The organism is Streptomyces sp. NPDC051963, assembly GCF_044593495.1.
In the GTDB taxonomy this organism is placed as follows: Bacteria; Actinomycetota; Actinomycetes; order Streptomycetales; family Streptomycetaceae; genus Streptomyces.
In genome coordinates this window covers 79,687-101,786 of record NZ_JBIUCC010000001.1, presented here as the reverse complement: position 1 = coordinate 101,786, position 22,100 = coordinate 79,687, and the positions used below count along the sequence as shown (strand labels likewise).

General features: G+C 70.6%; 16 protein-coding genes. 9 read left to right on the top strand and 7 right to left on the bottom strand.

Annotation, left to right across the window (positions count from 1 at the left end; translation table 11 throughout):
* Nucleotides 1-8: 8 nt before the first annotated feature.
* The 6 genes from ACIHFB_RS00460 (at nucleotide 9) to ACIHFB_RS00435 (ending at nucleotide 6,758) form a co-directional block, all read left to right on the top strand.
* On the top strand, nucleotides 9-1,106 hold the full coding sequence (locus ACIHFB_RS00460) for an MSMEG_0568 family radical SAM protein (RefSeq protein WP_365282131.1): 1,098 nt from the start codon (nucleotides 9-11) through the stop codon (nucleotides 1,104-1,106).
* On the top strand, nucleotides 1,076-2,551 hold the full coding sequence (locus tag ACIHFB_RS00455) for an MSMEG_0567/sll0787 family protein (protein WP_400124669.1): 1,476 nt from the start codon (nucleotides 1,076-1,078) through the stop codon (nucleotides 2,549-2,551). The genes ACIHFB_RS00460 and ACIHFB_RS00455 overlap by 31 nt, the downstream gene beginning before the upstream one ends.
* Nucleotides 2,548-3,396, top strand: a complete 849-nt coding sequence (locus ACIHFB_RS00450) for a carbon-nitrogen hydrolase family protein (RefSeq protein ID WP_365282129.1) — start codon at nucleotides 2,548-2,550, stop codon at nucleotides 3,394-3,396. The genes ACIHFB_RS00455 and ACIHFB_RS00450 overlap by 4 nt, the downstream gene beginning before the upstream one ends.
* Nucleotides 3,393-4,229, top strand: coding sequence for a carbon-nitrogen hydrolase family protein (locus tag ACIHFB_RS00445; protein WP_400124667.1), 837 nt, complete (start codon nucleotides 3,393-3,395; stop codon nucleotides 4,227-4,229). The genes ACIHFB_RS00450 and ACIHFB_RS00445 overlap by 4 nt, the downstream gene beginning before the upstream one ends.
* On the top strand, nucleotides 4,226-5,305 hold the full coding sequence (locus ACIHFB_RS00440) for an MSMEG_0565 family glycosyltransferase (RefSeq protein ID WP_400124665.1): 1,080 nt from the start codon (nucleotides 4,226-4,228) through the stop codon (nucleotides 5,303-5,305). Before ACIHFB_RS00445 ends, ACIHFB_RS00440 begins: the two co-directional genes overlap by 4 nt.
* A gap of 313 nt (nucleotides 5,306-5,618) precedes the next feature.
* On the top strand, nucleotides 5,619-6,758 hold the full coding sequence (locus tag ACIHFB_RS00435) for a GDSL-type esterase/lipase family protein (RefSeq protein WP_365282350.1): 1,140 nt from the start codon (nucleotides 5,619-5,621) through the stop codon (nucleotides 6,756-6,758).
* Between the two features lie 254 nt (nucleotides 6,759-7,012).
* Here ACIHFB_RS00435 and ACIHFB_RS00430 read toward each other — a convergent pair whose 3' ends face one another.
* The 3 genes from ACIHFB_RS00430 to ACIHFB_RS00420 all read right to left on the bottom strand — a co-directional run bounded on the left by ACIHFB_RS00430 (nucleotide 7,013) and on the right by ACIHFB_RS00420 (nucleotide 10,928).
* Nucleotides 7,013-8,599 (bottom strand): amidohydrolase family protein, encoded by a 1,587-nt coding sequence (locus tag ACIHFB_RS00430; RefSeq protein ID WP_365282126.1) that lies wholly within the window; start codon nucleotides 8,597-8,599, stop codon nucleotides 7,013-7,015.
* Nucleotides 8,600-9,668: 1,069 nt separating this feature from the next.
* On the bottom strand, nucleotides 9,669-10,004 hold the full coding sequence (locus ACIHFB_RS00425) for a hypothetical protein (protein WP_365282125.1): 336 nt from the start codon (nucleotides 10,002-10,004) through the stop codon (nucleotides 9,669-9,671).
* 543 nt (nucleotides 10,005-10,547) lie between these two features.
* Nucleotides 10,548-10,928: a hypothetical protein gene (locus ACIHFB_RS00420; protein ID WP_365282124.1), complete on the bottom strand. Its 381-nt coding sequence runs from the start codon at nucleotides 10,926-10,928 to the stop codon at nucleotides 10,548-10,550.
* 69 nt (nucleotides 10,929-10,997) lie between these two features.
* Here ACIHFB_RS00420 and ACIHFB_RS00415 point away from each other — a divergent pair, with 69 nt between their 5' ends.
* The gene (locus tag ACIHFB_RS00415; protein WP_365282123.1) at nucleotides 10,998-12,170 is read left to right on the top strand and encodes a N(5)-(carboxyethyl)ornithine synthase; all 1,173 of its coding nucleotides are present in this window, start codon (nucleotides 10,998-11,000) and stop codon (nucleotides 12,168-12,170) included.
* Between the two features lie 385 nt (nucleotides 12,171-12,555).
* On the opposite strand, the gene ACIHFB_RS00410 is transcribed toward ACIHFB_RS00415, so the two are convergent.
* Nucleotides 12,556-13,119: a snapalysin family zinc-dependent metalloprotease gene (locus tag ACIHFB_RS00410; protein ID WP_365282122.1), complete on the bottom strand. Its 564-nt coding sequence runs from the start codon at nucleotides 13,117-13,119 to the stop codon at nucleotides 12,556-12,558.
* Nucleotides 13,120-13,702: 583 nt separating this feature from the next.
* Between ACIHFB_RS00410 and ACIHFB_RS00405 the strand changes: the two genes are divergently transcribed.
* Together ACIHFB_RS00405 and ACIHFB_RS00400 are read left to right on the top strand one after the other, a co-directional pair.
* Nucleotides 13,703-14,353: an NUDIX domain-containing protein gene (locus ACIHFB_RS00405; RefSeq protein WP_365282121.1), complete on the top strand. Its 651-nt coding sequence runs from the start codon at nucleotides 13,703-13,705 to the stop codon at nucleotides 14,351-14,353.
* A gap of 31 nt (nucleotides 14,354-14,384) precedes the next feature.
* Nucleotides 14,385-14,900, top strand: a complete 516-nt coding sequence (locus ACIHFB_RS00400; protein WP_400124660.1) for a hypothetical protein — start codon at nucleotides 14,385-14,387, stop codon at nucleotides 14,898-14,900.
* A gap of 366 nt (nucleotides 14,901-15,266) precedes the next feature.
* Here the strand turns inward: ACIHFB_RS00400 and ACIHFB_RS00395 are convergent, their stop codons facing one another.
* From ACIHFB_RS00395 to ACIHFB_RS00385, 3 genes are all read right to left on the bottom strand, one after another.
* The gene (locus ACIHFB_RS00395; RefSeq protein ID WP_400124658.1) at nucleotides 15,267-17,462 is read right to left on the bottom strand and encodes an ROK family protein; all 2,196 of its coding nucleotides are present in this window, start codon (nucleotides 17,460-17,462) and stop codon (nucleotides 15,267-15,269) included.
* Nucleotides 17,455-20,577 carry an alpha-mannosidase gene (locus ACIHFB_RS00390; RefSeq protein WP_400124656.1) on the bottom strand — a complete coding sequence of 1,041 codons (3,123 nt, stop codon included), beginning with the start codon at nucleotides 20,575-20,577 and terminating at the stop codon, nucleotides 17,455-17,457. The genes ACIHFB_RS00395 and ACIHFB_RS00390 overlap by 8 nt, the downstream gene beginning before the upstream one ends.
* Before the next feature lie 224 nt (nucleotides 20,578-20,801).
* A complete protein-coding gene (locus ACIHFB_RS00385) occupies nucleotides 20,802-22,088 on the bottom strand; it encodes an enolase C-terminal domain-like protein (RefSeq protein ID WP_365282116.1) in 1,287 nt (428 codons plus the stop codon).
* Nucleotides 22,089-22,100 lie beyond the last annotated feature (12 nt).

The following is a 22,100-nucleotide window of genomic DNA, read 5'->3' as shown; positions in this document are numbered from 1 at the left end:
GGCAAGCCGTGAGCGTTGGCACCAACACAGCGGTGGACGTGCGGATCATGACCCGCGCCGAACTCGCCCTGCACGGAGTCCGCACGCCGGCTCCCGTGCGGCGCCCGGACGGCGCGGGACCGAGCGACGACGGACACGTTCTCGTCGACGGTGCCAACGCCGCGCTGCCCACCAACCCCGACAGCCCGTACTCCGTACGCGACGGCCGCGTCTGGCTCGGCGACGACGCCGGGACACTCCACGACACCGGGCTGAGCCTGACCGCCGTACAGCGCCCGAAGTTCTACGACCTGACGACCGCCGACGGCATCCCGTACGAGCACATCGCCCGCCTGCACGGCGCCGACGTCCTCGCCACCACCGTCGTCCAGACCTGTATCCGCTACGCCGAGGCCGACCGCTGCCGCTTCTGCACCATCGAGGAGTCCCTGCGCTCGGGCGCAACGGTGGCGGCCAAGACCCCGGCCCAGCTTGCCGAAGTCGCCGAAGCGGCCGTCCGGTTGGACGGCGTGCGGCAGATGGTCATGACCACCGGCACGACGACCGGCCCCGACCGGGGGGCTCGCAATCTCGTACGCTCCGTCCGCGCCGTTCTCGAAGCCGTGCCCGGACTGCCGATCCAGGTGCAGTGCGAACCGCCAGGAGACCTGGCGTGGATTCGGGAGTTGCACGAGGCCGGGGCCACTGCCATCGGCATCCACGTCGAATCCCTCGACGACGAGGTGCGCCGGCGCTGGATGCCCGGCAAGTCCACCGTCCCGATGGCCGAGTACGAGTCCGCGTGGGACGAGGCGGTACGTGTCTTCGGTCCCAACCGGGTATCCACGTACCTCCTCGTCGGCCTCGGCGAGGAACCCGACGAACTCATCTCGGGAGCAGGCGAGTTGATCGACAGAGGGGTGTATCCCTTCGTCGTGCCCTTCCGCCCGATGAGCGGCACCCTCGCCGCCCGGGAGGGGATCGAGCCCCCCAGTGCGGAACTGCTGCGGTACGTCACCGAGGGTGTGGCGGCCAGGCTGCGCGCGGCCGGAATGAGCGGAGCCGCCCAGCAGGCCGGCTGCGCTGCCTGCGGGGCGTGCAGCGTACTGAAGACGGCGGGCGGGTGATGTCCGTGTCCCTCGACGGATCGACGCCACCGCCCAGTGCGGGCACGCCGGTTGACATCCTGGAGCTCCTTGGCGACCGCAGCACACTGGCTCGCCGTCCTGCGTTCCGCGTCGAACAGGCGAATGGCAAAGACGAGTTGGCCGCCTATCGCCGACTGCGCCGGGAGGTTTTCGTCCACGAACAGGGCCTCTTCACAGGCCACGACCTCGACGACCGGGACGCCGACCCCCGTACAGTCGTCCTGGTCGCCAAGGACCACGAGGGCACCGTCGTCGGCGGAGTGCGGCTCGGTCCAGTGACCGACGGCCCCGACATCGGCTGGTGGGCCGGCGGCCGACTCGTCGTCGCGCCCGCTGCACGCGGCCCGCACGGCGTTGGCGCCGCACTCGTCCGAGCGGCCTGCGCCCGGGCTGAGACCGAGGGTGTGCTGCGCTTCGACGCGACCGTCCAGGCCCGCAACGAAGTCCTTTTCAAGCGGCTGGGCTGGCGCTCGGTGCGAGCGACGACGGTCGTGGACGCGCCGCATGTGCTGATGCGGTGGCCGATCGGCAGGATCGCGGATCTCGCAGCGGTCACCAAATCGTCCCTCGGGGAGCTGCTCGCGGCCCTCCCCACAGCGGCGGCCAGTGCCGGCTTCGCAGGCGACGACGGTGCGCCGGTGCCCGGTACGGATGTGATCGCTGCCTGCGACGCGATCGTGCCGTCCATGGTCGAGCGCGACCCCGAGTGGGCGGGCTGGTGCTCCGTCCTCGTCAATGTCAACGACCTCGCGGCGATGGGCGCTTCACCGGTCGGCCTGCTCGATGCGGTGGGCGCGAAGGACGCCGCACACGCCGGACGGATCCTTGCGGGACTGAGGCGCGCGGCACAGGCGTACGACATTCCGGTCCTCGGTGGACACACCCAGCTCGGCGTGCCCGCCGCGCTGTCGGTGACCGCCCTCGGCCGCACGGACCGTCCGGTGCGGGGCGGCGGAGGACGGCCCGGCCACGCGGTGCGGCTCACCGCCGACCTCGGCGGGAGTTGGCGCCCGGGCTACCGAGGCCGCCAATGGGACTCGTCCACCCACCGCCGTACGGACGAACTGCACGCCATGATCGGCGCGGTGGCCGCCGCCCGGCCCGCCGCGGCCAAGGACGTGTCGATGGCAGGTATCGCTGGAACGCTCGGCATGCTCGCGGAGGCGAGCGGCTGCCGGGCCGTCCTCGACGTGGCCGCCGTACCCCGGCCCGGCAATGCGACAACGGGGGACTGGTTCACGTGTTTCCCCGGCTTCGCGATGCTCACCACCGACGCTGTGCACGCGCCGCCGCTGCCCGCCGGGCCTGCGACGGGCGCCGTGTGCGGTGAGCTGGCAGACGGACAAGGTGTCGGGTTGCGCTGGCCCGACGGAGAGATCACCGAAGTGGTCGCCTCCACGGTGACCGGGATGGGGACCGCATGAGCACGCTGCGTATGGCGGCGGTCGCCGCCGAGTTCGGCCGGGACCTCGAAGAGGACTTCGCCGTCGTCGAACGGATCGTCAAGGAGGCCCGCGACCAGGGCGTACGGCTGCTCGCCCTGCCGGAGGCGTGCCTGGGCGGCTATCTGCTCAGCCTGGACGACGACAGTGCGCTGGACGAGGGCCCGCCCGCGCTCGCCTTGGAAGGCCCCGAAATCCGCCGACTGGCCGCCCTCGCCGGCGAGATGACCGTTGTCGCCGGCTACTGCGAAGCCGACGGCGACACCCGCTACAACAGCGTGGTCTGCGTCAACGGCGACGGTGTTCTCGGCAACCACCGCAAGGTGCACCAGCCGCTGAGCGAGGATGCCAGCTATTCCTCCGGTGACCGCTTCCACGCCTTCGACACTCCGGTCGGCCGGATCGGCATGATGATCTGCTACGACAAGGCGTTCCCCGAGTCCGCCCGGGCACTCGCCCTGGACGGCGCCGAGATCGGAGTGGTCGTCTCGGCCTGGCCGGGCTCACGGACGAATGCCGCGACCGATCTCGCGGGCGACCGCTGGAAGCGCCGCTTCGACCTCTTCGACCGGGCGCGTGCCCTGGAGAACCAGATCGTGTGGATCTCCGCCAACCAGGCCGGTACCTTCGGGTCGCTACGCTTCGTCGGCAGCGCCAAGGTGGTCGACCCCGGCGGTGAGATCCTCGCCGACACCGGTGTCGAAGCCGGTCTGGCCATCGCCGAACTCGACGTTGCAGCAGCCCTGGAGACAGCCCGCCGCTCGATGGGGCACCTTCGCGACCGGCGCCCCGAGACCTACACGTACGCAGGAGCAGTCAGCGCATGAGCACGATCCGGATCGCGGCCGCCGCCGCCCACTTCGCCCGCGACCTGGAGTTCGACCTAGCCCGCATCGCCAAGATCATCGACGACGCCCGGGGCGCGGGCGCCGGACTGCTCGTGCTCCCCGACGCCGCGCTCGGCGGCTACCTCGCCGACCTGCGCCACCCCGACCCCGAGGCGCTGCCCCCGGCGCTCAAGCCGGACGACCCGCTGATCCACCAAGTCGCCCGCCTGGCCGCCGAGATGGTGGTCTGCGTCGGCTACTGCGAGGACGGCGGCGACGAGCACTACAACGCGGCCGTCTGCGTCAGCGGCGACGGCGTCCTCGGCCGCCACCGCAAGGTCCACCTGCCGGCCGGGGAGGTCGCCGCCTACGCGCCCGGCGACCGCTTCGACGCCTTCGACACCCCTGTCGGCCGCATCGGCATGCTCATCGACTACGACAAGACGTTCCCCGAGTCCGCCCGTTCTCTCGCCCTGGACGGCGCCGAGATCCTCGCCTGTCTCTCCGCCTGGCCCACCAGCATCACCAACCGCGCCCCGCGCATGGCCCAGGACCGCCAGGCCAAACTCTTCGACCTGTACGACCAGGCGCGCGCCGCCGAGAACCAGGTTGTCCTCGCCTCGTCCAACCAGACCGGCGCCATGGGCGGTATGCGCTTCCTCGGCCAGTCCAAGGTGGTCGGGCCGGGCGGCGACATCCTCGCCCGCACCTGGGCCAAGGCGGGCCTGGCCGTCGCCGAGGTCGACGTCGCCGCCGAGATCGACCGTGCCCGCCGCGTCCTGCGGCACCTGGACGAGCGCCGCCCAGCCGCCTACAGGGAGACCACGCAGTGAAGATCGCCCTGCTCAGCTACTCGACCAAGCCCCGCGGCGGTGTCGTCCACACCCTCGCCCTCGCCGAGGCGCTTGCCGCCGCCGGACAGGACGTCACGGTCTGGTCGCTGGGCCGGGGCGGCGACGCCGGCTTCTTCCGGCCCGTGGACCCGTCCGTACGCGTACGGATCGTGCCCTTCCCCGACGGACCCGATGAGGAGACCGTCGGGGAACGTATCCTGCGCTCCATCGCGACCTTGCGCGCCGCCTTCGACCCGTCCCCGTACGACGTCGTCCACGCCCAGGACTGCATCAGCGCCAACGCCGTGGACGGCCGTTGCATCCGCACGGTCCACCACATCGACCAGTTCACCACGCCCGAACTGGCCGCCTGCCACGAACGGGCCATCGTGGAGCCGTACGCGCACCTCTGCGTCTCGCGGTCGGTCGCGGACGAACTGACGGCCGGATGGGGCCTCAAGCCGGTCGTCATCCCCAACGGCGTGGCCTACGAGCGCTTTGCGACCACCGACCCGGTCGCGCGCGCCGCCTGGCGTGAGCGTCTCGGCCGGTATGTCCTCACCGTCGGCGGCATCGAACCTCGCAAGGGCTCGCTCGACCTGCTGGAAGCGTACGCACTCCTGCGCATCCGACAGCCGGACGTACGCCTTGTGATCGCGGGCGGCGAGACGCTCTTCGACTACCGCGACTACAGGGCGAGGTGGGAGGCGCGGGCCGCCGAACTGGGCGTGGAGCCCGTCGTCCTCGGGCCCGTGGGGGAGGAGGAACTCCCGCCGCTCGTCTCCGCCGCCGCAGCCTTCGCCTTGCCCTCGGTCAAGGAAGGCTTCGGTCTGGCGGCGATGGAGGCGCTCGCCGCCGGAGTGCCGCTCGTCGTCCGTGAACTGCCTGTCCTGCGTGAGGTGTTCGGGCCGGCCGCCCTGTTCGCCGACGATCCCCAGGGGCTGGCGGCCGCACTCGAGCGGTTGCTTGCCGCAGCCGATCCCGACCAGCGGGCGGCGGGCCGGCACCTGGCCGCCCGCCACACATGGGCGGAGGCCGCCGAGCGGCATCTGGACTTCTACCGGTCACTGAGCTGAAGACAGGGCGTGTACATCGCGTGGGGGGGCGCACCCGCGACGTACAGCACTCAGGCGACGGAGCGTCACTGGAGGGCCCTGCTGGGGGAGTTCGGCCGCAACAACTGAGCAGGTCGGTGCCGGTGGAAGTGACGCGCGCTTGGCAGCAGTCCTTGCAGGTTGATTGATTGTCATCGAAGGTCGATGATCACTGGGTTCGTGCCGACGAAGTCTGAGTGGCACGCAGTGCTGGCGTGCCGGGGGCAGCGGGGCGTCGGCGCGTACCCGAATCCCGACCGTGGATCGGTCTGAGGCAGGAGCGGTGATGGTGGCGATGCGGACGGTTCCGCTTGTGAACGGTCCAGTGGAGTTACGGGGTGCGCTGGACCTTGAGATCACGAAAGCGGGGGTGATGCCGCGTCGGTTGCCCGCGTGGACAACGGAGCAGTACCAGGACCCGTCGGTCCACGGGGTGACCGTGATGCCTTCGGGCGTGCGGCTGGTGTTGCGCACCGATGCGAGTGAGCTGGAGTTGGAGGTGCTCACCTCCACGGGGCAGCTCGACACCGACCCCCGACCCCGCCCGACGGGCATGCTGGATCTGCTGGTGAACGGCGTCCTGGTAGAGCGTCGACAAACACCGGTGGGCAACGTGCTGCGAATGGCGGGCCCAGGGGCCGTGCAGCGACTGATTCCGGGGGAGCCGGGAACCATGCGGTTCACCGGGCTTCCGGCCGGCATGAAGAATGTCGAGCTGTGGCTGCCGCAGGAGACCCCCACGGAACTGGTGGCGCTGCGCGCGGACGGTGAGGTGCTGCCGCCGCTGCCGGACGACCGGCGCCGCTGGGTGCATCACGGCAGTTCCATCAGCCAGTGCATCGAGGCTGACGGCCCGACCGGCACCTGGCCGGCGGTGGCGGCCGCACTCGGGGGAGTGGAGGTGATCAACCTCAGCCAGGCGGGCAACGCGATGCTGGACCCCTACGTCGCCCGGACGATCCGCGACATGCCCGCAGACCTGATCAGCCTCAAGGTGGGCATCAACATCGTGAGCCTCGCCGGCTTTCGGCTGCGGACGTTCGGCCCGGCGGTGCACGGATTCCTGGACACGATCCGGGACGGGCACCCGGACACCCCGCTCGTGCTGACGTCCCCGGTGAGCTGTCCGGCACTCGAGGAGACTCCCGGCCCGACCGCGATGGGCCCGAACGGGAAGATCACCGCTCTGGGCGACCCGGCAGATGTGGCTCGTGGGGCGTTGTCGCTGGCCGTGGTCCGTGCCGAGCTGGAACGGATCGTGACGGTCCGGCAGACACGCGATCCCCACCTGCACTATCTCGACGGCCGTGACCTGTTTGGCCCGGACGAGGCGGACGATCTGGCTGACGGTCTTCACCCCACCCCCGCCGCATACCGCCGGATGGGCAAACGCTTCGCCGCCCACGCCTTCGCGGACGACGGCCCCTTCCGCTGAACGCCCTGCGGATGCCTGGGCGACGTGTATGCACGGAGATCTGACTCAATGAGGTACGGCTCGACATGGCACCGGCCGTAGACGCACCATCATCAGGGTCATCAGGGTCATCAGGGCCATCAGCGCCTCGGACGCCTTCGGGCTCTCGGCCGGCTTGTATTGAGTTGAGGCACCGCGATGGACAGGCGCCGTAGCAGCACGCTTATGAGCTGTGGCCGGCACCACTCGGCGGCGAGGCCGCCGCCGGAGGGCTGTCAGGGGTGTCCGCCGCAGCCGCAGCCCGTCATGGTCGCCCCCTCCTCGGGCGGCGGGGTCTGTGCGGCGGCCTCTTCCACCGCCGCGAGCAGCCGTCGGCGTTCCTCCGGCGGGATCCACCGGCCGTCGACGACCACGCCGTGGATGCGGCGGGTGTTGCGGATGTCGCGCAGCGGGTCGGCGTCGAGGACGAGCAGATCGGCGGCCTGACCGCGGGCCACGGTCCCGACGCCGGGCAGGCCGACGGTGCGGGCCGCGTCCCGCGTGGCCGCGCGCAGGGCCTCAGCCGGGGTGAGACCGGCCGCCACGAGCAGCGCCAGTTCGTCGTGGAGGGCGAAGCCCGGGACGAGGTATCCGGTACCGGTGTCGGTGCCCGCCGCCAGCCGCACACCTGCGCCGTGCAGTTCGCTCACCAGCCGGAGCCGGTGCGCGAAGATCCCGCGGATCTGCCGCTCCTGCTCGGGGGTGCGCCCACCGGTCAGGGCCGCCAGCTGGTCCGGCCAGCTCTCCACCTGCCAGGCGGGCAGGTACTTCCACTCCTCGGCCCGGGACGGAACGTCGTCGGGCAGCTCCAGCGTGCGGTGCACGCTGAGCGTGGGGACGACCGCGGTCCCGCCGGCCGCCAGGCTCCGGAAAAGGGCGTCCGCCCGGTCCCGGTCGTAGCCCTGCACCGCCCGCCATTCGAGGGGATGCACCTGCTGGAACCAACTGTGGTAGCGGGACAGGCTGCTGGGGTCGCGGGGGTCGATCCGTACGGCGTCCAGGCGGCGCCGTATCTCCTTCTCGTGCCGTGAGGTCGCCAGGAGCAGCGCGTGCAGGTGCTCGATGGTGCGGTGGCCGGTGGCGCTCGCCTCTGCGATCCGTACGGTGTCGGGGCAGTGCCCGAGGTGGGGGATGCCCTGGCGCCGTGCCTCGTCCGCGATGGCGAAGTAGGACTCGCGGGACAGGCGGGAGTACACCTTGACGAAGTCCGCGCCCTCGCGCTTGACCCGCCGTACGGCGCGCCGGGCCTCGGCCGCGTCGCGCACTTCGATGGTCGGGCCCACGTCGGCCGCCCACAGTGAGGGCGTGCCGTCGACGATGGGGCTGCCGATCACCCAGCGGGGTCCGAGCAGCGCACCGCTGCGGATCTTCTCGCGCCACTCGTGGTGGACCGGCTGGCCCCGCATCTCCCGGACCGTGGTGACGCCGGAGAGGGCGTACAGCGCCGGGATCACTGCCTCCGGGCCGTCGCTGTGGGTGTGCGCCTCGATCAGTCCCGGCATCAGGTACTTGCCGGTCAGGTCGACCGTGCGGGTGCCCGGGCGGAGCCGGGTGCGTGCGCTCGGGGCGAGTGAGGTGATGCGGCCGCCCTCGACGACGACCGTCATGTCGGGGGCCGGGGGTGCTCCCGATCCGTCGATCACGGTGACGTGGGTGAGCGCCAACGGGCCGGTGTCGGCGCCGTTTCCGGCCCTCGTCCCGACCGCGGGTGCCGTGCCGGCGACCGCCGTGCTCGTCAGTGCCGCACCGGTCACGGCGGCGGCCCCGGCCAGGAACCCTCGTCGGGCCATGCCGCGATGTGCCCCAACTGTTGCGTCAGACATGCTGTTTCCCCTCCTGCTTGTGAATCCGTCGGCCGTGTCCGCCGACCCCCACGACTCTGGCGGACACGGGGCGATACGACAGTGCGGCCAGACCGTGTGTGTGGGGGTGTTGTTGGGACCACCGGGGGCCTTCCCGGCGCTGAGGTTGCCTCCGCCTGTGAACCGGCCGCCAGCCGGAGTGATCACGCCGCCTCGCGCCTGTCGCCAGGGCGTCAGAGGGCAGAGGGGATCAGAGACACGTACCTCAAGAGCCTTTTGTCCCATGTGGGGATTGTTTGATGGCGCTGTAGGTGACGAGGGGGCCTGGGATTACTGAGGGAGGCAGTGCTCAACGCGGGCCGTGTCCCAGCCAAAGCACGGATCACCCGTGAGGAAGTGTTCGGCCCTGTGTTGTCGATCCACCCCTACGACGACATCGCCGCACCCCTCGACCACGTCGCTGTCCCTCCCCGGCCCCGCTGGCCGCTTCTCCGCTCTCCGCGCGGACGGGCGGGCCGTACTCTCCGCGGGTCGAACCCGGCTGGCGAAGGGTCACCGGCGCCAACTGGCCACCGTGGTCGGGCCGGTGACCGTCACCTGGTGCGCGCTGCGGGCCTGTCCGACTACTTTCCGGCCGACCACATGTGCTGGGGCTGGCGCACGAGTGGCACGGCCTGGGGCTGCGCCGGTTGGTGGTGCCGGAAGCCGCCTGCGGCTCCTACGGCCACGCTCTGGAGGTGATCGAACGCCGCTGCGGGGCGCGGGTGGTGGGGAAATGCCAGGCCGAACAGCTCGTGGGGGCGGCCGCGGTGGACATCGCCGCCTTCCATGCAGCCCGCACCCCTGCTCCGGCAGCCAGCGCGACGCTGCTCGTGCGTCGGTGTTTGGTTCGCTGGAGGCCCGGGTGAAGAGGGTCCGGGAAGTGGTGGCGGGGCTGCGGGAGGAAGCCGACCGGGTACAGGCCGTGCTCGGTGAGGCGCGCACTTCAGCGTCTGGTGGCGTCCTGGTCGCGCTGAGGACGACCTGCCCGGCGACTTCGAGACCCCACACCCCCAGCCAAACGGATCACGTTCGGAAAGCGGATGGTGCCTCAGCTCAGCAGCCTGCCAAGCAGGCTTCCGACTGCGCCCTGGTCAGGGCTCTCTCCGTCTGGTTTCTCGCCTTGGCCAGCACTCTCTCCGACCGGATTCCCGCCTTGGACGATGCCTCCGATTCGATTCACGCCTGGGTTGGAACTCCTCGCGTTTTGATCAGGCAACGAGTCCGGCATCGCATGTCCGACGGGATTGTCTGGCTGGTCATTCCCGGAAGCGGATTGAACGATGTTGCCTCTGAAGTCTTCGTCCTCGGCGGTGGCTGAGCCAATGCTGCTGAGGACTGCTGCGGCAGCCACGGCGGTTACGGCCAGGAGGTTGCGGATGCGCATGTGGGGCGTTCTCCGTTCGAGCGCGGAACATTAGACAGGTCTATATAATCCTCATTTGTGAAATTGAATCCCAATTCGCCCATCTGTGGGCGGGGCGCCGGATAGCCCCCTCCGACTTCATGAGGCAGGGCCCCATTGAAACCCCACGCTGGAAGGCGCTCGGCTGTGGAGAAGGCGCGGTGGCCTGCCAATTGGCTTCCCCGGTCCCAGGTCGGCGACCTCCGGACGCTGTCGCTGCCTGGCCGGCCAGGCGACCCTGACCTGCCTCTCTGCCTGGTTACCCAATGCGTCCTCCCCTCACGAAGAGAACCCTTCACTGGGCACGATGGCACGTATCACTCGGGCTTGTCGTTCGGATCATGCCGACTTCGCTCCACGGAGCTTTGCCGATTGCCGGTGAGTGGGGCTTGGCGCGTGCGGCTGCAAGGCGGAGGAGGGCGTCGACGCGGAGCGTTGACAATCCGTCGACGGCGCCGCAGGGCCGCCAAGAGCTGATGTCCGTTTCCTGGTGAGTGCTTATTCCTGATGCGGTAGTGGCGGTCGTTACGCGTTGGCGGAACGGCTGGTTGGTGCCGGTGCAGACACGGCGGTCGAGCGGATGCGGGCGAAACTGAAGACGCGTGCGGACGGTGCGGTCACGGTCTGGGGGCGCATGACCGGCCTGATCCCGAAAGTGGTGCTGCACTGGGCCGTCTCCGGTTCGATCACGCGGGCTGCGCCTGCGAGGTTGACGTGTGTGGTCAGCGTCGGGTGATCATGACTCATGACTCGCGCTGCGTCGCCGCCGCCCGTCATTGCCTCCGGACTGGCGTTCTCCTGACCTGGGTGTGTGGATTCTTCGAGTTCAAAGGGGCGGGGGGTGTTGAGGGGCGGGTGCTGGAGTACGGTGGCGTTACCGAGCGCACTTCGCACGCCGTCGTCCATGTCGGTGTCGCCCTCGGGGAACGGCAATGCCGGAGCGCATCGCGTCCGGTCGGAAATGAGCCGCCCCACATGAGCCTGATGAGTCTCGGAGTACTCGCTTCATCCCGCAAGGAGAACGAGTTCCGGCTGCCGCTGCACCCCCGCCACCTCGAGCGGATCGCCCCGGACATACGGGAGAGGATCTTCCTCGAACAGGGCTACGGCGGGCGTTTCGGCGTCGCCGACGACGCGCTGCGCCCTCTCGTGGCGGGCTTGCGCTCCCGCGAGCAACTCCTCGCCGAGTGTGACGTGTTGCTGCTGCCCAAACCGATGCACGACGACCTCGCCGAGATGCGCGAGGGCCAGGTGGTATGGGGATGGCCGCACTGCGTGCAGGACGAGAAGATGACCCAGCTCGCCATCGACCGACGGCTGACCCTGATCGCCTGGGAAGCCATGAACCACTGGACCTCGACGGGCGCCTTCAGCGTCCATGTGTTCCACAAGAACAACGAGCTCGCCGGCTACTGTTCGGTGCTGCACGCCCTGCAGCTCGGCGGGCTGACCGGCAGCTACGGGCGCCGCCTGCGCGCGGTGGTCATCAGCTTCGGCGCCACGGCACGCGGAGCGGTTACGGGCCTGGGCGCCATGGGGGTCTCCGACGTCACCGTGCTCACCCAACGCGCGGCGGCAGCGGTGGCGTCACCGATGCCCTCGGTCGTGATGGGTCACTTCGAGGAGCAGGAGGACGATCCGTCGCGCCTGCGGGCCATCACCGCGGCCGGTTCCGAGCCGTTGGCGGAGTACCTGGCCGGGTTCGACATCATCGTCAACTGCGTCCTCCAGGACACCGACGCGCCGCTCACGTTCGTCAACGACGAGGAACTCGCCCTCTTCCGGCCGGGCACCTACTTCATCGACGTCGCCTGCGACGAGGGCATGGGCTTCGCATGGGCCCACCCGAGCACCTTCGGCGAGCCCATGTCCTCGGTGGGGCCGGGCTGTCACTACTACGCGGTGGATCACAGCCCGTCCCATCTGTGGAACTCCGCCACCTGGGAAATCAGCGAGGCGCTCCTGCCGTACCTGCGCAAGGTCATGAGCGGCCCCGCGGCATGGGACACCGACATCACGCTCAGAAAGGCCATCGAGATCCGCGACGGCGTCGTCCAGAACCCGAAGATCCTCTCCTTCCAGCACAGGTCAGGTGCCTACCCCCACACTGCCGAGGTCCCGACGACTTCGCTGGGCTCAGAGGTCTAGTACGCCGGAGCGTTGAGTCCCCGAGAGTGCGCCACCACCCAGCTACCGGGCAACTTGCCCGCTGACAGGCCTTTCGGACGCTCTCTGGCGAAACTGTCGTCGGCTCAGCCACCGCATACACCGAAGCCACCAGGCTCACCGGCAGATCTCCCGCTTGGGACTGCCTTGCGGAAGTTCGCCGGCAACGCTGCGGCGGACTTCGGTAACCGCCGCGCCACAACTGCGCGGCGTCGCGAAACGGCCTTGAGAGAGCACTCCTGTAGCAGGAGGCCCGACGGACGAACGCCCGCCTGCGGGACGCGGGCGGGCGCTCGTCTTGAGCCTGCCCGGTGTGAGCCGGGCACCGGGCGTGCGGCCTTCCTCACGTGTGAGGGCGCGGCAGGCGTCAGTCCACGATCACCTCGGCGCGCGCCGTCGGGGCCCGCCCGACGAGCACACCGTCGAAGTTCCCCTCGACCTCCGCCTTCTCCGCCGCATTCGGATACGGGTTCGTGCACGCGGTGCCCGCGCTGGAACCGGACATCAGACTCGAGCACGGTCCGGGCTTGCGATCGGGCAGGCCCAGAATGTGCCCGAGTTCGTGGGCGGAGATACGAATTGTGTTGTGGCCCTGGTCGACGGCCTGACGCCCGATGTAGACGGTTCCGTTGCCCAGAGTGGTGGGCAGGGCGCGCGGCCAGCCGTTGTCCGCGAGGACCCGTATGTTCGCGTTTTGCCCGGCGGCGGCCGGTCGCAGCTCGACGGCGTCGACACTCTCGTTCCAGATTGCCGCGCCCTGGTCGACCGCGCTCTTGAACTCCGCGGAGCCACTGGCGTCGTAGGTGAGGACACGGGCGGCCAGAAGGGCATCCGCCGTGTCCGGAGGAGCGGCCGCGGCCTGGCCGCTCGTCAGGGACAAGGACACCACCAGGGCAGCGGCCAGGCCGCCGGTCAGAGTACGGACGTGCATGATCGACCTCCTTTTGGGGGAAGGGTAGTCGTGCTCATGACATACTCTGGCTCACTGCCCGGTGAGGGTGGAGCTGAATCCGTCAATCCGAGGTGGGGCGCGGCCGACCGGTGGCGGCCGGTCCTGGTCTTGGGACCGGGCAGGGGAGAGGACCGGGAACGGTGGAGTGGCCCGATATCGGAAGGCCGTTCGTGAGGTACGGGCAGTACCTGGGCCGTCCGTTCGACGACTGGGCTTGGTGCGGATCCGCGCCACTCTCTACCAAGAAGACCCATCCCGGATCAGGATCAGATCCGGGCCCTGGGGCATGGCGCCTCTGCCCAATCTCGCTATCGGTGCCCTCCATCCGGCCGGCCGTCGCGACATCGCCGAGGCCATCCGGCGGACCGGCTGCTGCATGACCAAACGGTTCACCGTCCGCGGCCTCCGTGACGACCAGGCGCCTCGATCCCGACCTTCGCGCTATCCATGGCAAATCCTGAGAAGTTTGAATGATTTATTGCGTGACGCCCAAACTGCCTAAGTTGGGCAAATTGATTCGGCATCGACGTCGTCTGTCAGTGCCTCCAGACAGAATGTGCGGATGACCTCAACTGGCCACCCGCTCACGGACAATGGCGATCAGCTGCGTGCCCGCCTTCTGGGGCTGGTTTGCGCCATCGAACCCTGGGACAGCCTGGAGCGCACGCACCTGAAGACCGCCGCGCAGTGGATCGCCAGCGGAGCCCCGGTCTACCGAGTGCACAAGCCGGATGTTCCCGCGATGCACTTGGTGAGCTATTTCGTCGTCCTCGACGACGCGCGCGGTCAGCTGTTGCTCGTCGCGCACCGTAAGGCGGGCCTGTGGCTGCCGCCTGGCGGACATGTCGAGCCGGGTGAGGACCCGTGGGCCGCGGTGGTCCGCGAATGTCGTGAGGAGCTGGGCATCCAGGCCACGGCATCGCCGATCACCGGCGAGCTCCCCCTTTTCCTCACCGTCACCGAAACGCGGGGGCAGGGCGCACACACTGACGTCTCGCTCTGGTACCTCCTCATCACCGACGCTGACACCATCACCTCCTACGACCAGGAGGAGTTCAACGCGATCCGGTGGCTGACCTATGAGCAGGTGCTCGATGAGTCGGACGAGCTGCTCGACCCCCACATGCACCGCTTCACCCACAAGCTGCAGAACACCCGGGCACAGTTGGGCATTGTCGCCGGAGGTTGGTCGCCAGTAGGTTCGAGCCGCTGACGTTCGAGCTACAGGGGATGCGGGGCCTCGGGTGGCACTGCTGGACACACTGGTGACAACGGCCGCCGGGGCGCTGTCCGCCACGATCGGGGTCCTGGTCGGGGGCATGGTCACGCACCGGGCCCAGGACCGTCAGTGGCTGCGGGACAAGCAGTTGATCGCCTACCAGGAACTGATCAGCCACTACGCCAAGTTCACGATGACCATCAGTCGCGCCCATGCCGGCCGACAAGGATGGGACTACGACTGGAGCGAGTGGAGCGCAACCCTGACCCGTGCCAGCCTGGTCGCCCCCGCGCCCGTCGCGGCGGAGATCGACAACTTCGGCAAAGCCGTCAACGCGTTCCTGGACCAGGTGGCGCGTGACCCGGCACGCGATCCGTTGCGTGATCCGTTGAGCGTGGAGGAGTTCGCCCGGGCCAGTAGAGCGCCCGCCCAAGCGCAGGTGCAGTTGGTCAACGCAATACGACGGTCATTGAGCAAAGACCAAAAGGCACTGCCCTTCTGGATAGGCGGATCTCTCGCGGACAGTCCCGACGACACCTGATAGTCGAAGGGCGGCCGGAAATCGCTGACAGAGCCGTTCAGCGGACCCGCCATGGCGACTCCAACTGGCCCCAATTCGCGGATGATTTGTCCAGATCAGGTGTCGGTATGTGCCCCCGGAGGGCGGCTCGATCTGGTACCACCAGGGGTGATGGAGGGGCGGCCGGCCTGACTCTGCCTGCCGGCGGCGGGAACGATGTGCGCGCTGACGCCCTTCAGCGCGGTGATGTCGAGTGTGTCGTGGATGACCGCGGCGAAGTCGCGCCGCATGAAGTAGTCGAAGTTTGCGATGCGCAGGGCGTTCGTCGGCTGGGCGTCAGACTGGTGGACGGCGACTGACGGCGCCGCCGAGCCCCCGACTCCGCCCTCACGGAAACTGCCCCGCCCCCGGCGAGGAGCGGCGCAGGGCGTTCCCCCGCAGCCGTGGGGTGAACGTGGCGTGGAAGATGGTCGATGCCGCGCCGACCGCCGCGGCCTCCGGGCCCAGCACCGACGCCTCGACGTCGACATGGCGCAGCCGCCGGGCGGTCGGGAAGTCGTTGACCATCTCGGCGATGTGGGCGAGGTAGAGAGGAGCGGCCTCGTCGGTGAAGAACGGGCCGCCGAGGACGACGAGGTCGATGTCGAGCAGGTCGACGAGGCCGACGGTGCCCTGTCCGATGGCCCGGGCCAGATCGCGCAGCGCGGCGCCCGCCGCCGGGTCGCCGGTCTCCGCTGCCCGCGTGATGGTCCGGTACGCCGCCGGGCTGCCCGGCCGTTCCGTGCCCGCGGAACAGCCGTGTTGCTCGGCCAGTTGGGAGAGCCCGACCGGCGGGTTGCACTCGGGCAGGATCTCCGGCCGGCCACCGGATCCGGTGCGGCCGAGGGCGACCGCGCAGAGCTGCCCGAACTCACCGGCGTTGGCGCTGATGCCTCGGTAGAGGTCGCCGTTGAGGTAGAGGCCGGAGCCCACGCCCGTGCCCAGGTAGAGATAGACGAAGTCGCGGGAGCGGCTGTCACGGCCGATCCAGCGTTCGCCCGCCGCTGCCGCCGCCGCGTCCTTCTCCATGATGAGAGGGCACTGGAAGTGGTCCTTGAGGAGATAGAGCAGCGGCAGATCGGTCCACACCGACATCAGCGGCGGGTCGAGCACGGTGCCCGAGGCGATGTCGACGGGACCGGGCACCGCGACGCCGATGCCGAGGAACCCGTCCTCGCGCACCGCGCCACGCGCGTCGGCCAGCACTTCGCCGCCGAGCTGCACCACCTGCTTGACCAGTACCTCCGGGTCGGCCGTGGGGCGCACCGGCTGCGAGCGCACGGTGACGAGCGCGCCGTCCAGGTCGATCACGACCGCCGTGAAGACCTCGGGGTCGATATGGATACCGACCGCGTGCGCCGCGTCCCCGCGCAGCCGTACGGGTGTTCGCGGCTTGCCGGAGGTCGCGCGCAGCTGGGCGTCCTCGACGAGGATCCCGCGGGCGAGCAGCGAACGGGAGATACGGGAGACGGACTGCTGGGTCAGGCCCGTGCGGTGGGCGATCTCGCCGCGCGTGATGGTGCCGGCGAGCCGGACGGACTCGATGACGACGCATTCGTTGAAGGAACCCAGGTCGATGTGGTTGGCGCCGCCCGCGGTCTCGCGGCGCAGCGCCGCGTCCGGCTCCTCGCCCGAGGGCGCGTGGCTGGCGATGCTCTCGCGCAGCCACTGCAGCGGTTCGCCCGGCGGGTCCTCGGCGTACCGGCCGATGGCTCCGGCGAGATCCAGGTACACCCGGCGCGACGACTCGGGGTGCCGGGTGCTGTCGAGGGCGACCATGGCCCGTAGATAGCTGCGCCAGGTGGTGGTGGCGGGGATGCGGTGGAACGTGACGTCGGCCGGGCCGGCCGCGGACCGGTGCGTGTCGCCGGATCCGGAGACGTTCCACAGCGTGACGGCGTGCAGGGCAACGTGCGGGTGTCGCCTGCTCGCCCTGGTCAGGAACGTGGCCAGTGCCCCGGCACGGCCGGACGGGGGCAGCCCGTCGCGTGCGACGGTCAGTGCGTCGCACGCCCGGTCCAGCTCCGTCAGCACGTCGGTGCCGACGGCGGTGCTCGCCGGGGGTGTGCCGGCCGGGTCGGGGCGGGTGCCGGTGAGCAGGACGGTGCGTTCGGCGTCCGCGTGCAGGCCGATGACCCAGACGTCGGGGCCGGGAAGCGGCGGGTCGGCGGGCGGTCCGGCGGCCCAGCGGCGCCGGATGCCGGCGACCGTGGCGTGGGACAGGCCGAGTTCGCGGGCGATGGCCCGGGACGCGGCCCGGCTGCCGGCACCGAGCAGCGTACGGGTGATGACCTCGGCGTCGTCGACGGTGGCCGGGCGCCCGGGGCGGGCCTGGCCGCGCAGCCCGTCGAGGCCCCGGTCCGCCCAGCGGTGCCGCCAGGTGCCGACGGTCTGGCGGGAGACGCCGAGCCGCCGGGCGATGGCGGCGTCCCGCAGGCCCTCGGCGGCGAGCAGCACGATCCGGGCGCGCAGCGCGAGCGGCCCGTTCTGGGCTGCCCACTGGCGCAGCGTCTGGGTCGCGGCGGGCGGTGGTTGCTCAGCCATCGGCGTCCCGCCGCGGCCGGGACAGACGGAGGGTCAGGATCTGGAACGGGCGCAGGGTCAGGGACACTTCGCCGTCCGCGTGGGCCCGTTCGGTGACCGGGTCCTCCAGCAGGTCCGTCTCCTGGACGCCCGCGACGGGAAAGTCTGCGGTGAGGGTGGCCCGTGCCTGGCCGCCACGGGACTCGTAGAGCCGGACGACCACGTCGCCTGACCGGTCGTCGGCGAGCTTGACCGCCTCCACCACCACGTCCGGGTTGTCGACGGCCACCAGCGGTCGTGCGGCCGGGCCGGCGGCGTGCGCGGCAGGGCGCAGCGGCAGGTTGAGCGCGTAGCCCTCGGCGACGGCCGCCCCGACGTCGGCGCCGGGGCGCAGCGCGTATCGGAACCGGTGCGCGCCCCGGTCGGCGTACGGGTCGGGGCTGTGCGGCGCGCGCAGCAGCGACAGCCGTACGGTCGTCGTGGTGCCGCCGCCCTCGCGGGTGTGGCGGCCGACGTCGTGGCCGTACGTGGAGTCGGTGGCCAGGGCGACCCCCCAGTTGTGCTCGCCGACGTGGATCCAGCGGTGCGCCCATATCTCGAAGCGGGCCGCGTCCCAGCTGGTGTTCTCGTGGGTGGGGCGCTCGACGTGCCCGAACTGGATCTCGGCGCGCGCGTGCTCGGCGTGGACGTTCAGCGGCCAGGACGCCTTGAGGATCATGTCCCGTTCACGCCAGTCGATATCGTTGTCAACCACGAGGGTGTGGCTTCCCGCGGTGAGTGTCAGGTCCTGTACGACGGTGGACCGGCCGGTGGAGCGGGTGACGCGGACGGTCGCCAACAGGGGCCCGTGGTCGCGGAGTTCGACGGAGACCGCGTCGGTGAGATCGCGGTGGGTGGAGCGGTAGTGCGGGTCGAGGTTCCAGGCGCTCCAGCGGACCGGGTCGTCCGGGTGCAGCTGGAGCAGGTTGCCGGCCGCGCCGGGCGCGATGGCGTCCCGTCCGGTGGCGAGGTCGATGGCGGAGCGTACGAGGCCGTGGTCGTCGAGCCGGATCCGCAGCAGGCCGTTGTCCAGGACGAGGCCGTCCTCGTCGGTCACCGTGACCGGCGTGACGTGCTGTTCGGGCAGTCCCGCGGGGCCGCGCCCGAGCGCCGGGGCCTCGGCGAGCACCGCCCAGCGGCCGTCGGCGAGCCGCTGCGCGTCCGCCGTGGCGGGCGCGGCGTCCACGACGACGACCTCGCGGCGCGCGAACGGCGCGGCGTTGAGCACGGCCGGCGGTCCGCCGCCCTCCTCGTAGGGGCCGGTCGCCCGCTCGACGAGGCGTTCCAGGCGCCGGTGGATCCGCGCGTAGGTCTGCTCGGCCTCCTTGTGCACCCAGGCGATGGACGAGCCGGGCAGGATGTCGTGGAACTGGTTGAGCAACACCTGCTTCCACAGCTCGGTCAGCTCGTCGTAGGGGTACGCGGCGCCCTCCCGCACCGCCGCGGTCGCCGCCCACAACTCCGCCTCGCGCAGCAGCGATTCGCTGCGCCGGTTGCCGCGCTTGGTGCGGGCCTGGCTGGTGTACGTGCCGCGGTGGGTCTCCAGATACAGCTCGCCCCGCCACACCGGAGCGTCCGGGTACTCCGCGCGCGCCTGCTGGAAGAAGGCCGACGGGTGCTGGATCTCGACCTTCGGCGAGCCCTCGAGGTCGGCGAGGCGGCGAGCCCGTTCCATCATCCCGGCGGTCGGGCCGCCGCCTCCGTCGCCGTGGCCGAAGGGGACCAGCGATCGGGTCCCGTCGCTCTTGTCGGAGTAGTTGGCGACGGCGTGGGCGAGTTCGGCGCCGGTCAGCTCGGCGTTGTAGGTGTCGACCGGCGGGAAATGGGTGAAGATCCGGGTGCCGTCGATGCCCTCCCACCAGAAGGTGTGGTGGGGCAGCCGGTTGGTGTCGTTCCACGACAGCTTCTGGGTGAGGAACCAGCGCGCCCCCGCGAGCGCGGCGAGCTGGGGGTAGGCGGCGGTGTAGCCGAAGGAGTCCGGCAGCCAGACGCCGTCGGTCTCGACGCCGAACTCGTCACGGAAGAAGCGGCGGCCGTACACGAGTTGCCGGGCGAGTGCCTCGCCGCCGGGCAGGTTGCCGTCCGCCTCCACCCACATGCCGCCGACCGGTGCCCAGTTGCCGGCGGCGACGGCCTTGTGGATCCGGTCGTAGACCTCCGGCTGATGCTCCTTCATCCAGGCGTACTGCTGGGCCGAGGAGCACGCGAAGACCAGCTCGGGGTACTCCTCGGCGAGCGTGGCGACGTTGGAGAAGGTGCGCGCGCACTTGCGTAAAGTCTCGCGTACCGGCCAGAGCCACGCGGAGTCGATGTGGGCGTGGCCGACGGCGACCGCGGTGTGCGCGGAGTCGTGGGCGCGGCGCGCGAGGGTCGGGGCGAGGATCTCCCGCGCGAGACCGGCGGTACCCGCCACGTCGTACGGGTCGATGGCGTCGGCGGCCTGTTCCAGGGCGCGGCGGATCATGTGCCGGCGGGGCAGCGAGTCGGGCAGCGCCCGCATCAGCTCCTCCAGCACCTCCATGTCGTGGATGAGGTGCCAGACGTCCTCCTCGCGGACCACGACGTCGGCGCGCCGGAGCCGGTAGAGGGCCGCGTCACCGGCGGTCACGGGGTCGCCGTAGTGGGTGCCGATTCCGGCGCTGCCGATGATCGACGGGTTGGCGGCGGCCTCGACCAGCAGGTGGACGGGCTCGCGTCCGGTGGCCGAACGGGTCAGCAGCAGCGTCTGGTTGTAGGGGTGCAGGCCTTGCAGGGGCTTGCCGTTCTCGTCGTGGACGAATCCCTCGGCCTGGCCGCCGGGGCCGCGCGTGACGTCGAAGCCGAGATCGAAGAACGCCTCGACGCGGCGTCCCGCCCAGCGCTCCGGAATCTCCGCCAGGAACCGGAACCAGGTGGTGGACCAGGGCGCTCCCCATTCACCGCCGACGGTGAACGGCTGGAATTCGGCGCGCCGGGCCACCCGTGCGGGAACGGGTTCGCCCGGTGCGGTCCAGGCTGTGATGTCCATGGGCACACGGTGGCGGTACAGCGCGGGCCGCAGCCGCTCGTTGAGGAGCTTGAGCGTGCGCTCCTCGCCGGCCTGCTGGTGAGCATGCATGGATGGACCTTCCTGTCCAGCTCGTGCCGGTCATGTAAAACCACGTGTGTTATTAAGTCAAGGCCCTTCTCGCCCATGGTGAAATGCAGTTGAGGAAATGCGCTGGTGTGCGGTCAGGCTTATTTATTTACAGCGTCTTCGATTTCTGGCAGAGAATTGCCTGACATTCGTCACTGCGCGGCCGGCCGCGGCCCAATTGCCCACCGGGCGGCCGCTGCCGGGGGCTAAGGGCGTTGCACGCTTCCGTCCGTCGCCCGCAGCAGCGCCCAGCGGTCGTGCTCCAGCGGTGCGGGCACGGGGTGACGGCGGGCGGCGGCCTCGTCGAAGTCCACGCCGTGGCCCGGCGCCGGGTGCGGTTCCAGGGCGCCGTCGACGGGCACCACCGTCCCGGGGAAGACCTCGGCCACCGCGGGCGCGAACGTCGCCGCCTCCTGGACCCCGAAGGCGTGACTGCTGACGTCGAGCGCGAGTGTCGCGGCCTGCGCGACGGGGCTGACGTCCGCGGGGCCGTGCGGGGCGAGCCGCACGCCGCGCAGTTCGCAGAGAGCCGCGAGCTTCCGCGCCGGCGTGAGACCGCCGAGCGTGGGAATGCGCAGCCGGGCGAAGTCGATGTCCGGGTTGTCCAGCAGGGCCACGAACTGCCCGCTGTCGTGGAAGAGTTCACCGACCGCGAGCGGTACGGGCGAGGCGGCGTGCAGCCGGGCGAAGTGCCGGGCGTCCTCGGGCGCGAGCAGGTCCTCGACGAAGTAGAGGCCCACCTCCTCGACCCGGCGGAGGAACTCCCGCGCCTGACGCGGGTCGAGCCGCTCGTGCACGTCGTGCAGCAACTCCACCTCGTCGCCGACCAGTTCACGCACCCGGGCCAGCGCTTTGGGCACCGTGCGCAGATAGGCGGCGGAGTCCCACGGCACCCGCCGCCCGCGCGCCGCCGCGGCGTCCACGGCACCGGCGCGCGCGGTGCCGTAGGTGTCGGAGCCGGGCACGGCGACCTGTACGCGGACGTGCCGAAACCCGCGCTCCCGTACCGCCGTCACCTTGTCGGCGATCTCGGCAGGGTCCGTGCCGGACACATGGGTGTAGGCATCGGCCCGCCGGCGCACCCGGCCGCCGAAGAGGGAGTGCAGCGGCGCACCGAGACGCTTGGCCTTGAGGTCCCACAGTGCCACGTCGACCCCGCCGAGCGCGTTGCCCTCGATCGAACCGCCGCGCCAGTAGGAACTGTTGAGCAGCAGCCGGTGGATGTCCTCGATGTCGTCGGGGTCGCGGCCGAGCAGCAGCGGGCCCAGGTACTCGTCGAGTACGGTGCGTACCGCGAGCGTTCGCTGCGGGTCGCTCGCGCAGCCGAGGCCGTAGAGTCCGGGATCGTTGGTCTCGACCCGCACGATCAGGTGCGGGCAGCCGTGCGGGGCGGTGAGGAAGGTGCGCACGGCCGTGATGCGGATCTTCGCGCCGCGCTCCTCGACCCACGGGGCCGGGGCGAGCAGCGCGGGGGTGACGGCAGGGTCTGCCATGAGAACTCCAGC